The organism is Methylobacterium sp. M6A4_1b, assembly GCF_053345175.1.
Map to the genome: position 1 here is coordinate 1 of NZ_JBKEZQ010000048.1, position 13330 is coordinate 13330.

5 protein-coding genes and 6 pseudogenes are annotated in these 13330 nt (G+C 57.8%); 4 read left to right on the forward strand and 7 right to left on the reverse strand.

Annotation, left to right across the window (positions count from 1 at the left end):
- The coding region (locus ACLBWX_RS22200; RefSeq protein WP_447679122.1) for a calcium-binding protein at positions 1-796 on the forward strand (796 nt) is incomplete at its 5' end.
- Positions 797-1100: 304 nt separating this feature from the next.
- Complete coding sequence (locus tag ACLBWX_RS22205) at positions 1101-3206, forward strand: hypothetical protein (RefSeq protein WP_447679123.1); 2106 nt, start codon at positions 1101-1103, stop codon at positions 3204-3206.
- 66 nt (positions 3207-3272) lie between these two features.
- On the opposite strand, the gene ACLBWX_RS22210 is transcribed toward ACLBWX_RS22205, so the two are convergent.
- Positions 3273-3476, reverse strand: a complete 204-nt coding sequence (locus tag ACLBWX_RS22210; protein ID WP_447679124.1) for a hypothetical protein — start codon at positions 3474-3476, stop codon at positions 3273-3275.
- A gap of 1378 nt (positions 3477-4854) precedes the next feature.
- Positions 4855-4986: pseudogene (locus ACLBWX_RS22215) on the reverse strand (IS630 family transposase); the annotation flags it as partial.
- 71 nt (positions 4987-5057) lie between these two features.
- Between ACLBWX_RS22215 and ACLBWX_RS22220 the strand changes: the two are divergent.
- Positions 5058-6101, forward strand: a complete 1044-nt coding sequence (locus ACLBWX_RS22220) for an IS110 family transposase (protein ID WP_447679125.1) — start codon at positions 5058-5060, stop codon at positions 6099-6101.
- A gap of 267 nt (positions 6102-6368) precedes the next feature.
- Here the strand turns inward: ACLBWX_RS22220 and ACLBWX_RS22225 are convergent.
- Together ACLBWX_RS22225 and ACLBWX_RS22230 are read right to left on the reverse strand one after the other, a co-directional pair.
- Positions 6369-6707, reverse strand: a pseudogene (locus tag ACLBWX_RS22225) (IS630 family transposase); the annotation flags it as partial.
- Positions 6708-6730: 23 nt separating this feature from the next.
- Positions 6731-7729 (reverse strand): annotated as a pseudogene (locus ACLBWX_RS22230) (IS110 family transposase).
- A 75-nt stretch (positions 7730-7804) separates the two neighbouring features.
- Between ACLBWX_RS22230 and ACLBWX_RS22235 the strand changes: the two are divergent.
- Positions 7805-8278, forward strand: a pseudogene (locus tag ACLBWX_RS22235) (IS5 family transposase); the annotation flags it as partial.
- Positions 8279-8513: 235 nt separating this feature from the next.
- On the opposite strand, the gene ACLBWX_RS22240 reads toward ACLBWX_RS22235, so the two are convergent.
- The 3 genes and pseudogenes from ACLBWX_RS22240 to istA form a co-directional block, all read right to left on the reverse strand.
- Positions 8514-10898 carry a glycosyltransferase family 2 protein gene (locus tag ACLBWX_RS22240; protein WP_447679126.1) on the reverse strand — a complete coding sequence of 795 codons (2385 nt, stop codon included), beginning with the start codon at positions 10896-10898 and terminating at the stop codon, positions 8514-8516.
- Positions 10899-11177: 279 nt separating this feature from the next.
- A pseudogene (locus tag ACLBWX_RS22245) lies at positions 11178-11696 on the reverse strand (ATP-binding protein); the annotation flags it as partial.
- An 11-nt stretch (positions 11697-11707) separates the two neighbouring features.
- A pseudogene (gene istA / locus ACLBWX_RS22250) lies at positions 11708-13195 on the reverse strand (IS21 family transposase); the annotation flags it as partial.
- Between the last annotated feature and the right edge of the window lie 135 nt (positions 13196-13330).

The following is a 13330-nucleotide window of genomic DNA, read 5'->3' on the forward strand; positions in this document are numbered from 1 at the left end:
CAACGACACGCTGGTGGGCGGGGCGGGCGCAGATCACCTCGATGGCGGAGACGGCGTAGACTACGCGTACTATGGCGATTCCGGCAACGCCGTGTTCGTAGTCCTAGGGGCCGGAGTTGCTACCGGGGGTGACGCGACGGGTGACACGCTTACCAACATCGAGTCGGTGGTGGGGTCGACCTTTAGCGACATCTTGTATGGAAGCGCCCTTGGGAATGAGCTGATCGGGGGCTTGGGTGACGACTCCCTTCAGGGAATGGGAGGAGCGGACTATCTCGACGGTGGGGCCGGCAACGACACCGCCTCCTACCTGAGTTCGGCCGGAGCAGTATATGTCGATCTGAGCGCGCGTACCGGCTCGAGCGGAGATGCTAACGGCGACCTCCTCGTCAACATCGAGAACCTCTACGGCTCTGGCGGCAACGATGTGCTGATCGGAGACGCCGGCGCCAACGTGCTGTTCGGTGCCGCTGGGAGCGACAATCTCCAGGGCGGCGCAGGCGCCGACGTGTTGATCGGTGGCGAGGGTGGCGACACACTCACGGGCGGGGCAGGTAACGACATGTTCCTGTTTCGGCCGGAGCAGGCAGGCAGCACGGATATTGTGCTCGACTTCGACCAGAATGGCGACGATACCATTGTATTTCAGGGCTTTGGCGCAGGCTTTGCCGCGACTCTACAGGTTTCCGTAGTTAACGGTTCCGATGTGGTTCTGTACTCCAGCGCTTGGGACAGCAGCGTCGTTGTGAAGGACGGTCTGAACTACGTCGGCACCTCGGACTTCCTGTTCACCTGAATCATCGATAGGGAAGAAGCCTGCCGCCCCGGTAGCGGCGGGCTTCTAATGCGCTCACGAGCCTTGAACGCAGCCGGCATGATGAACGTGTAACACTCAACGTCTCCGGACCGAGCACGAAACTTGAACAGCTCCGCGGGATGACCGCTCGCGGGCATTCCTCGTTTTGAAGTTTTTCGCGCCCAGGGCCGCGATCACTGAGAAGGCGGAGTAAGACTCAGTTGTGGAAGCTACTCTTCGCACTGGACAAGTTAATTTTTTATATTTAATGAAGTTTGAATCAACAGATTAAGTGGAGCTTGAAATGCCAGGGATTGATGAGGCCGGGGCTGATTTTGCATCCGCTAAGACATTATCATTTGCCCAAACAGGAATGATGAATGATTTTAATGATGTAGATGTATTCAAGCTGCCAGTCAGTCCTGGTCAGCAGCAAATATCGGTTCTTCCGGATTTGGTTGAGGTGGTTTACCCAAAGGGTTCAGAAGCAGCAGGACTGCCGTCAAATACTCCTCTATTAACGAGTGAAACATTCGCATTCCCGCAGATTTATCGAAAAATTATAACTAACGGGATTACGCAATACAGCAGTTACGGGACGTTCGAGTCAAAGAGTGATGACTTGGCAGCGGCGGGGCGTTCACTCCAAAACGGGCTGGCAGTCACATTTTACTCGAGCCAAATAAACTTTGAAAACTCAAAAACAGAGAAATTTGGATCAACTACAACTATTTATACAGATGAATACTTTATTAAGATTAGCGGCCAGCCAGTTGGGGTTCTTATTAGCGCTGACCCGAATGTCAATTTTACGACTACTGCTGGTCGCTACCTCATCACCGTTGGCAATCCCACGGGTCAGCGTACATCAAGCTGGGGCGAGTGGATTAACAAGGTTGATGCCTTCTCTAAGGGCAGCGAATTATCTCAAACAGTTGACATCAACATATCAAATATTCCAGAGGGACTGGGTTTTCTTCGTCCGACTGTCGCCAATGCAGATGAATTCAAGTCGGAAACTCGTCCGCTCCACTTTGATGAAAAAACCGGAACGTGGATCTCAACTGCCGTTGCAGGAGCCGCTGCGCAAGTCCTAGATCTTGGGGCGAAGGGTGCTGAACTCAAGCAGATTGCTATCGACCTCGCAAAAGCTACCGGAGCAAATGCTGTAGCACTAAAGGATAGATATGGGGCTGTAGCTATTGAAGCGGTTAGAGCGGGGGCTACGGACGAGTTTTCTGAACAAGTTACAGATGCCCTAGATAATTTTGCCAAAGCAAGGGGATTGGATTATCTTATCCCGTACAAAGAATCAATCGAAAAAGTTCTTGATATAAGAACCACTCTGAAGGAACAACTTGGCGGAATTCTTAAGCATCTTGATGACGGCATTCGTGGTGTTGGGAGCAGCGATTTTGATGGCAGCGCTTGGGACGCGCAGTCAGAGAGCTTGTTCCGCCAATTCGGCCGAAAGATGGTTGAAACAGTGGATCGCGGAGACGGACCCGCCGCAAATTTCGTTGGCAAGTTTTTCAACTCAGTCAACCTTATCCAAGAACACAGCGACGTTATCTATCGCTTTAACGTAGATTTAAGAGATCAAAAGGCTGCGGTTGTATTACCAGCAGGTCACAAAGACGCCGTGCTGGGATCGGCTGGGAACGACGTATTTCTGCTGAATGATGGCGACGACTTCGCTTGGGGAGGCGAAGGCGATGACAGTTTTAAGGGTGGCACCGGATCAGACGTGTTGCTCGGCGGAGCTGGTTACGACACGGCAATTTACGACAAGCCTCTGAGTAGCTACGACATCACTCATTCTGGTTCAAAGACAACCGTAAGCGATCGCTTGGGGACCGACGGGATCGATTCGCTATGGTCGATAGAACGTATCGTATTTGCGGACCAAACTATCGAAAACACGATAAAGCTATTGACCGATACAGTTTACAGATTTTATGATACGAACACTTATGATCATTTTTACACGACTAATGTTATTGAAAAAAATAGCATCTTGGCCAGCATGCCTAACTTCCAGTATGAGGGGGCGCAATGGGCTGCACCTATCAAGAGCGCCGACACCATCGACGTGTTCCGGTTCTACGACACAGTGCATGGTACGCACTTCCTGACCACCAGCGTGGGTGAACGCGATAGCATCATCGCCAATCAGCATACTTACAACTATGAGGGTGTAGCCTTTGAGGCCTACAAAGATGCATCCTTGGCTGGGACGGAGGGCCTCACGCTTGAGCGCTTCTACAACACGGTCACCGGCAACCACCACTACTCAGCGAGCGCCGCGGAAAGCTATGGCATCAATCAGGGCTCGGCTGGCGCCAACTGGGTCGATGAAGGGCCAGGGTTCACTGTTCACGTTGCGACAGCTGCAATGCTGAACGCCTGACCAGGCAGCAACAATTGCGAGAAGCTTAAGCGAGGTCCGGCCGCTATCACGGCGCGTCGGGCTTCTTCATTCCTGCTCCCCCGCAAAAGCCCGCATGGCCTCCGCGTAGATCCCGACGGCTAAGCCCGGCACACAGAACCCGGTGCTTGCCTTATCCTCGATGCGCTCGGCGAGAGCACGAAGACCCGCGGGCGAACCGTCGAGTTCAGGCTCAGCAGGTTGAGATATCGACTCCGGAACGGCCTTGCCTTCGCTCTTGCTCTTGGTCATCGCTCCTCCTCAGCCCCGCCGGCATCCGCCACGCGGGATTTTCGATGTTCTCAGGCCCGGCATCCCAAGTTAGCCGATGCCGCGTCGTGATAGGGTTAGCAGACAACGCGCCTAATATGAGTATGCATCCGAACGGTAATTCGGATAGATAGGGCGATGGCGATCTCACTCTCCCCTATCTCGAGTCCGATGATAGCAGACCTTCCCGCGCGCATGAGGACGTTTCGGAGTCTTGGCGGATACTGTGAGTTCGGTTTCGTCCAGAGGTATTGCGGTGTCGAACCATCAGGTCTGTTACGCTTTGCTTACACGCCGGTTGCTGCTCTCGTGCGTGGCCTCCTATCCGAATTCGAGGACTTCGGTGTGATGGGCGATCTGTGCGTCGAGGAGACAGAGACGGGGGCTTTTTACTGCCGCAGCAATCGCTATAACATTTGGTGGAATACAATGCAGCTCGTCGGTTCCATTGAGCCCGAGAAGCTTCTAGAAAACGAATATAGTCGGACAAAGCACCTAAAGTCAGTTTTTCTTGAGGAGCTGGCATCTGGAGCTAACATGCTGGTCCGTACAGAAAGCCAGGGTGAAACCGACGCGGACTTTGAACGTCTTGCCGTTGCGCTTCAGTCCAGAGGTGCCACCCCGCTGTTGCGCGTGAAAGCCGCGGGCGCGGCTTGGAAGCCACACTCCGTCCAGAGGACCGGCGATAACATTTTTGAAGGCTCTATCCGGCGTTTTGCCATTCAGGAGGCTTGGGCGGTCGACCTGAGGCCATGGGTGAGTCTTTGTGACGCCGCCTATGCTGCTAGATATGATCTACCAGTGGAGGCCCTACAGACGACCTGCCGCGGGCCAAACCCTGTGACATTCAATCCGCGTTTGCGGCGTCACATGGGGCAGGCGGTACAACTCGGGCACACGTCCTTTATGAAAGCTGTCGACCCAGCTGCCTTTGATCCGGCATCTGTATACGTCTTCTCCGCCTGGGTCTGGGTCCCAGCACAGTGTGAGGCGAAGCGGATCTTTGCCGCGTGTGGGATTCATAGGCTGGGTTGGGCGGACGCGGACCTCAACATTCGAGAGCGCTGGCAACAGGTATGGGCCGCTGGTCGCTTCAAACGTGATGAAGCGCTGGGCGCACCGGTTGGGCTAGGCATGATTGGCGGAGAGACTGATTGGTTCTGGTCTTGTCGATCCAAATGTCACCAGGGTGCATTGCCTCACCTCGTAGAGCCTCCTCAAGTGCGACCGTTTCCTGCTCCAGCTCGATGGATCACACGTTGGCTTGACCGTGCATAAATAGCATTTCAAGTCCAGAAGCAGCTATGGAAAATACACTCCGCCCCAAAGTTTACTGATGAAATGAACGCCTGCGGGTGCTGGCCATGTTGGTCGAGGTCCAAGTCTCGTCGAGGAACACGAGGCGGGCCGGATCGAGATCGGGCTGGTCCTCGAACCAAGCCTCGCGGGCCGCCTTCACGTCCGGGCGGCCCTGCTCCGTGGCGTGGGCTGTCTATTATGCGATGGCCCGCCCCTCCTTCGGCGTCGGCGCTAAGCTGACGTGGTCTGGGAGAGGAGAGAACGATGGCGATCACCGTGTTGGGTATCGATCTCGGTAAGAACAGCTGCAGCGTCGCGGGTTTCGACGAGACGGGCCGTGTCGTCCTTCGGCGGAGACTCACGCGAGACGGCGTTGTCCGGCTGGGCGCCAAACTGCCGGCTTGCACGATGGCGATGGAGGCGTGCTGCGGCGCTCACCACCTTGGCCACATCCTGCGGGAGCAGGGCCATGAGGTCCGACTCATGTCGCCGGAGTACATCCGGCCCTACGTCAAAGCGCAGAAGAACGACGAGCGGGATGCGGAAGCGATCGCAGAGGCCGCGACCCGGCCGACAATGCGCTTCGTCGAGTTGAAGAGCGAGGCGCAGCTGGACGCGCAGATCCTTCATCGTTCCCAGACGCGCCTTGTTGGACAGCGGACGGCATTGATCAACGAACTGCGCGCCGTGCTCCTGGAACGAGGTATTGTCGTCGCAAAGGGCCGTCCGCAGCTTGAGAGGTTCCTAACGGAGATGCTCGATCCCGCAATCGAGCCACCCTCGACCTTAAGTCCGCGCACTCGTCTCCTCATCGAAGACATGCGCCTGGAATGGGGCGAGCTGGATCGCCGTATTGCTGCGCTGACGACCGAGTTCGTAGCCAGGGCCCGCGAGGACCAGGCCGCACGCCGCCTCGTCAGCATTCCAGGGTTCGGGGCGCTGAACGCGACCGCATTGGTTGCCGCAATCGGCACGGGCGAGACATTCCGATCCGGTCGTGATCTCGCGGCTTGGCTGGGCTTGGTACGGCGGCAAGCGACGACCGGCGGCAAACCAAGGCTCCTCGGCATCACGAAGCAGGGCAACACTTACCTGCGCACGCTCCTGATCCACGGGGCGCGGGCGGCTCTGCCGTCGCTCTCGGCAGGCCAGACCCTGATTGGCGAGTGGCTGCGTGGCCTCGTCGGCCGTGCTCATAAGAACAAGGTCGTCGTGGCGCTCGCCGGCAAGTTGGCCAGGATCGCCTGGGCGGTACTCCGCCCCGGCGAGGGCTACGCGGCCAGGGTCAGCCAGCCTGTGACGGCCTAAACGAGATCGATCGCCACGGCGGCCCGGCCCGGCCCGGCCCGGCGATCGACGATGTCTGCGGGCGGTGGAAGCGAGATGGCCTGACCGTTGAACCGGCACCCTGTGATCCTGGCACAAAATATGGCGCTCGACGCCGTGTCTTTTATGAGGACCAGGGTGTGCGGAACTCCATCTTGGCCGGGGCACGCCCCCGAGACCGGATACGTTGGCGCAGACCGGTCAGATCAACTCGCACATGCCGCTTGCAGATGGGGCGGGCCATACGTTTTTGTAGGTGAGGTCTCGCGCGTCAAGGAAGCTCCACAGGGTGCCGAGCCCGACAATCAGATCGTGCTCGTCCCGAAGCCGGGTACGCATCTCCTCCAGGGTGATGTCGACTTTCTTGTCGATCAGGCCGCGTAAGAAGCCCTCGTGCGGGTCGAGCTTCGAGCGGCGCACGCGTCCTTGCGGGCGGGCCGCCACCGTCCCGGTCGTCATGAGCGCGGCCATCCAGCGGATCGAGGTCGCGACGCCGACCCCAAACCGCGCGGCCGCCTGCCGGCGCGGGGTCGTTGCCGCGGCTGCCACCACCCGCTCGCGCAGATCTTGGCTGTAGGGCCGTCCCATCTGTACCTCCTCTTCCAGAGCGTTCAGTGAATCAGCCCCCAGCCTCTGCGTGAACCCCATCCCATCGAATCAGCGCAAACCGAAAACGCTCTAGCATGTGCCCGCGCCAGCAGGCCCCGGAGCCATTGGCCGATCCGCGTATCGCTTTTGCGAAGGGTCGGCATCGCCGCCCGTGCACCCTTGATCAGCATCTTGCGCAGGTACTTGCTGCCGCGTTTGGTGATCCCGAGAAGGCGTGGTCGTCCGCCAGTCGTAACTTGCCGCGGCACGAGGCCGAGCTAGGCCGCCAGATCACGCCCGCGGGCGAAGGTGGCCACGTCACCGATCGCCGCAACCAGCGCTGTCGCGTTGAGTGCACCGATGCCCGGGATGGTGGTGAGCCGGCGAGCACTCTCGTCGGTCCGGGCCTGTTCGGCGAACTCGCCATCGAGCGTTGCGATGCGTTCGTCGAGGGACTGCCAACGTTCCCGCACGTCGGCCACGAGGCTGCGCATTCGTGGCGTGATGTCCGCGGCGGTGTCGGGATCGAGCAGGGTGTTCAGGCTGGCGGCAAGCTTGGCAGCTCCTTGTGGGACGATGTGACCACGCTCCAGCAGGATGGCCCGGATCTGGTTCATCAAGGCCGTGCGTTCGCCCACGAGCTGGTCGCGCACCCGGTGCAGAGTTTGCATGTCGAGCTGCGCTTCCGACTTCAGCGCGACGAACCGCATGGCCGGACGCGTCGCAGCCTCTGCGATCGCCTCGGCGTCACGGTCGTCGTTCTTCTGGGCCTTGACATAGGGGCGCACGTATTCCGGCGACATCAGCCGGATGATGTGGCCTTGAGCGGCGAGCGCCCGGCCCATGTGATGCGCGCCACAGCACGCCTCCATGGCGATGATGCAGGCCGGAAGCGTCGCGCCAAAGGTCATCACCGTCTCGCGTCGCATCCGGCGTCGCAAGACGACCCGACCGGTCGCATCCTGTCCGACAAGGCTGCAGCTGTTCTTGCCCAGATCGATCTCAAATATCGCAATGGCCATCGGTCCGCTCCATCCCTCGTGTGAGCCACACAGCAAACCTAGCAGTGAAGCCCAGTGAGGGGCGGGCTATCCATAAAAGGGGGGCCTGCCACCGGCCCGAACCCGACGGACCGGGGCAAGCCGAGCACGAAACGTCACCTCGTCACCGACGCGCGCGGCACCCCGCTCGGCTTCTGTCTGCGCGGGGCCAACCAGCACGACAGTGTCATGATGGCGGCCACCCTCGATACCATCCCACCTCTGCGGAGTCGTCGGCGCGGGCGACCGTGACGCTGCCCGGACAAGCTGCATGCTGACAAAGCCTACGATGCCAGACCCCGCCGCCAGGAGTGCCGGGTGCGGGGGATCGTGCCGCGCATCGCCCGACGCGGTGTCGAGAGCAGCGAGACACTCGGTCGGCACCGTTGGATCGTGGAGCGCACCTACGCCTGGTTCAACCGCTTCCGCAGCCTGCCCATCCGCTACGAACGACGCACCGACATCTACGAGGCCTTCACAAGCCTCGCGGCCAGCCTCATCACACTCGACCAGATCAAACGGTTCTGTTAGGCGCTCTAAATGGTTGTATGAGTTTCCTATCCAGCACAATTCGCGCGCTGAGCCAAGGCTTGGCCGACATTGCGGCGCCGGACGAGCCCTGGCAGGCGCGTGCGCTTGTCCTCGGTCAGGTGGAGAGGAGACGGTTAAGTACTATGGGCCAACGGCCACCCTTCTGCCGACATCACACACGATAAGGTAAAACCCTTATAGTACACAAAAATAATTTCGATTCATACCGCTAAATTCAAATTACGTCGTAGCCAAAATTTCGTTTCCAAGGGATTGGAATTGTAGTTTTACTGGAAAGCTGGAAACGTGGATTGGCGCGCGAGAAATTTGGATTATAAAACGGGTCGTCCAAGTGTCCTCCCCTTCGCTCGCGCACAATTGCGGCTTCACTAATAAGGCGGGCGGCCTTCGTCGGACTATTGTCATGACCCCGACTCTGCGACTCTTTGTGGATAAGCTTGATCTCGGGATCGCAAATTATCTTTAAGCCACGCTCTCGGATGCGAAGGCAAAAGTCGACATCATTGTAGGCGACCGCTAGATTTTCGTCGAAACCTCCTACAGCCAGATAATCAGCCTTGCGCACAAATAGGCACGCCGCCGTTACCGCTGAGAACTGTTGCAGCAGCCGGCTTTTACTGAACTGGTCATGAACGTGTTCCGGAAGCCCCACATAAACATGGTCGGCAACCTGATGGTCGCCAACCCCGACATAGACTCCGAAATGCTGGAGAGTGTAGTCGGGGTATAGAAGACGTGCGCCAACTACGCCGACATCAGGCATCGCAAGCCAAGCTCGGGCGCGCTCATAAAGCTTCCCAGAGAGAAGCTCCGTGTCATTGTTTAGAAGACATATAATTTCACCGCGCGCGTTAGCGACGCCGTAGTTTACGATACGCGAAAAATTAAAACTGCCTCCATCCTTCACGATGGTAACACGGCTAGAATCCTGCGCGAGGCTATCAAGGTATTCAAGTGTCTCAATATTTTTCGAGCCATTATCAACAATGACGATATCGGTCATTAGGTCTGGATAGGCCATCAAGGAATCGACGCACGCCCTGAGAAAATCGATTCCATCTTTCGTCGGGATCACGACACTGATAGAGGCAGGGCTCGGCTGCATTAAGGTCCGGACGGCAGCTACACCAGGGACCTCGGCGTTTACAGATTGAAGTGCATACCCCTTACGCGCGAAGTGATCGTTTATCGCGCGCTTTGATGCGTCAAAGGCATAACTTTTTTCGCTTGGCGCAAGCGAGGTCGAGCCCGGAATTTGACGCCAATGGTACAGCACATGTGGAATGTGCACAATTTGCTCGTCTGCGCAGTACTCCATACACCGTAACGTAAGGTCGTAATCTTGGCTGCCCTCGTAGCCCACCCGTAGTCCACCAACGTAATCGAATAACTCACGTTCATAGATTCCAAGATGGCTGAACATATTGTGGCCATACATCAGAAACCTATCAAACGTACCCTTCCGGTAAGGATCGCAACGGAAGCCGGATAGACTAATCTTGTCTTCATCCGAGAAAAGCATGCGACAGCCCGGGTTGGCTTGGATGTAGAAGGCTGCGGTAAATAAGGCATGAGGGGGCAGTAGATCATCATTGTCCATCAATGCAATGAATTCGCCAGAAGCGATGGCCGCGGCTGAATTTGTGGCCCGTGAGATGTGGCCATTTTCTTCACGGAAGATAAACTTTATACGTTCATCTCGCTGCGCATAGTCCTGGATAAGGCTACGAACAGCCTCGTCATCGGAGGCATCGTCCGCAATGCAGAGTTCCCAGTGAGTATAGGTCTGGCTAAGGAGCGACTCAATCGCTTCAGAAAGGAGACCTAAAGGTGGCGAATACACGGGCATCAAAATTGAGAAGGTAATTTTCCGCGCGAACCCTTTTATCTTTTGGGCCATCCATTCGCGGTCTGTTTCTGTAAGGGTTTCATAGCGTGCTATCCAAGCTAGGTAATTATCATCAATGTCGTATTTCTTGGTCGGAATATGATTTAAGGCCGATGCGATTGCTTCGGCGATAAAACCATGATTAGCTTGTTCATTCCCATCTACAATACGTCCTACGCATCGATTAAGAAGGTCTATCCCGTATTCAATCTTCCTGCGGGTAATATGTGCTCTATGATTTTCTTCGATGGACAAGAAACTGGTAACAATATTATTGATAGAAGCGCGTTGTGCGACAATTGATTTTAAATTAACAGTTGCGGGAAACTCAGAAATGTCGAGGCGAATTTTCTTCAGCAGATTGGGGGTAGGGATGTAGCATTCCCAACCGTCTGTACCTGCGGGAATCATGGAAAGTGCCATGGCCTCACTATAGTCTAAGCCATAATCAAGATAGATTTTTGGTGCAGAATCAGTATTTAAGGAAATTGCCTCGATCCGAAAATGAACAAGAATTGAATTGGCGAGTAGGAATTTTTTGAGCTTGAACTCGATTTGCGAGTCTGATCCAAGCTTTAGCATTTCATTCGATATCACTGTATTTTTTAATACAATCGCTTCTATCCCTGCTACGCGAGCTGGAAAACCATGCTTTGGGTTGCGCGCCGAAAAAAGCGTTCTGATTTTTTCTGATATCATTATGTAATTCATCCGATCATCCGTTCGTCCATGCGAAGTCACTGCAAAACAAAATATTCATATAGGTTTATAATTTGATAATCATTTAATTTATCTCCGACCAATTGTTATTGCAGATTGTTTATTAGTATATCATACGACATAAACTTGGTGGTTAATAATATACCTAAAAACTGCGTCACAAAGTGATTGATCCCTGGGAGCATTGCCGCTCTATGTGTTAGTCTTTGCACGAGTTTCCATAAGAATCAGGATGTTGGCTTGTACCTGTTTTGGCGGAGCGGGTATCACATACGGCAGGTAGCCGAGTTCGTCGAGCACCACGAGGTCGAGCCGAGCGAGATGGTCGGCGACGCGGCCCTCCCGGCCGGCGCCCGCCTTGGCTTCGAGCCGATTGACGAGGTCGACCACGTTGTAGAACCGGGCTCGTGCCCCGTCTCGGATGCAGGCCCAGGCGATCGCGATGGCGAGATGGGTCTTGCCCGTGCCGGTGCCGCCAACCAGCGCGACGTTGCGCTGATGGGCCAGGAACTCGCCGCCAGCGAGGTCGCGCACCAGGATCTCGTTGATCGGAGTGCCATCGAAAGCAAACTCGGCGATGTCCTTGGCCAGGGGGAGCTTGGCGATCGTCATCTGGTAGCGGATCGAACGCGCCTGCTTCTCGGAAATCTCGGCCTGGAGCAGGTCGCCGACGATCTGCTGCGGCTCGTGGGTGCGCTTGACCGCGACCTTGATCATCTCGTCGTAGGCCGCCTTCATCCCGAAGAGCTTCAGCTCGCCCATGGTGGCGAGGATGTTCTGGCGTTCCATCATGGGGGGCTCCTCAGGCTGTCGTAGCGGGCACAATCGGCGACCGGCTCTTGGCGCAGCCGCAGGCTCTCGGGGGTCAGGATGGTGACGGGCGGGGTCGGCTCGCGCTGCCGGGCGAGGATGTTGAGGACGACGTCGGCCGAGTGGACGCCCTCGCGCAGCGCCTCGGCACAGGCCACCTCGACGGCCGGCAACCCGTCGGCGAGCACGGCGGTGAGGATCTCCACCATCTGCCGGTCCCCTCTGGCACTGCCGGCGAGCTTGCGTCGGACCCGCTCGAGGGCGGGAGGCAGCACCCAGTTCTTGAACGGTGCGCCGTTCCAGAGCGCACCGGGTTTGCGGGCCAGCACGGGGACGTAGTGCCAAGGATCGAATACGGTCTGATCCCGGCCGAAGGCGCGCTCGTGCTCGGCGACGACGCGACCGTCCTGCCGGATCTCGACGCGCTCGACGTAGGCACGAAGCTCGACCGGGCGGCCGATGGCAGAGGCCATGACCGAGTATCGGTTGTTGTCGAAGTGCACGAGGCAGGTCGTGGACACCGAAGCGCTGATGGCGTGGAAGCCGTCGAAGCGGCTGGCATAGGGAACGAGGGCTGCCCGCTCGGCCTCGAAGGCCTGCCACACGGTCATAGCCGACTGCTCGGGATGCGGGTGGGCCTTGGCGTAGGCGATCACCCCATCAAGCAGCAGGGCGTTCAGCTCCTCGTAGCTCTTCACCCGGACGAGCGGGGTGAACAGCCGCTCGCGCACCAGTCCGACCTGGTTCTCGACCTGCCCCTTCTCCCAGCCCGAGGCCGGGGTGCAGGCCACCGGCTCGACGAGGTAGTGCGAGCACATTTGCAGGAAGCGGCGATTGTAGGCGCGCTCGCACCCGACGAAGATCGTCTCCACCGCGGTCTTCATGTTGTCGTAGATCCCGCGCTGGCAGATGCCGCGGAAGAAGGCGAACGCCCGGTCGTGGGCGTCGAACACCATCTCCTGGCTCTCGCGCGGGTAGGCCCGCACGAACAACATGCGCGAGTGGCAGAGCCGGACGTGGGCGACCTTGACCGTCGTGGTCGTGCCGCCGATCAGCACGATCTCGTAGCTCCAGTCGAACTGGTAGGCCTCGCCCGGGGCGAAGACGAGCGGCACGAAGGCGGGGGCCGTCACGGCGGTGCGCGTGCGCCTCCACCCCTTGGCGTAGCGGCGCACCGCGTCGTAGCCGCCCTCGTAGCCGAGCCCGCGGAGCGCCTCGTAGATCCGGATCAGCGTCAGCCGCTCGCGGGCAGACCTGCCGGCATTGGTGGTCGGTATCCGATCGAGATCGTCGCGCCACGGCCCGAGCTTGGGCAGCGGCTGCACCTCACGCTCGTAGGCGAAGGCGGTGGCCCCCGACCGGATGACCTTCCGGACCGTGTTGCGGGAGACGTGCAGGTCGCGGACGATGTCCTTGATCGCGCGACCGCAGGTGAAGAACTCGCGCCGGATGCGCGCAATCGTGTCCACGCCCTTCATCCCCCTACACCACCCTTCCAGCCGTACCGGAGAGCAGTCTGCGAGAACGAGGTTAGGTGTACGGTCCCGGGATGAGGTGTGACGGATCGAGCCTGAAGCGATCGGGCTCTTTCGTCCAGGCGTTCAGGATGAACT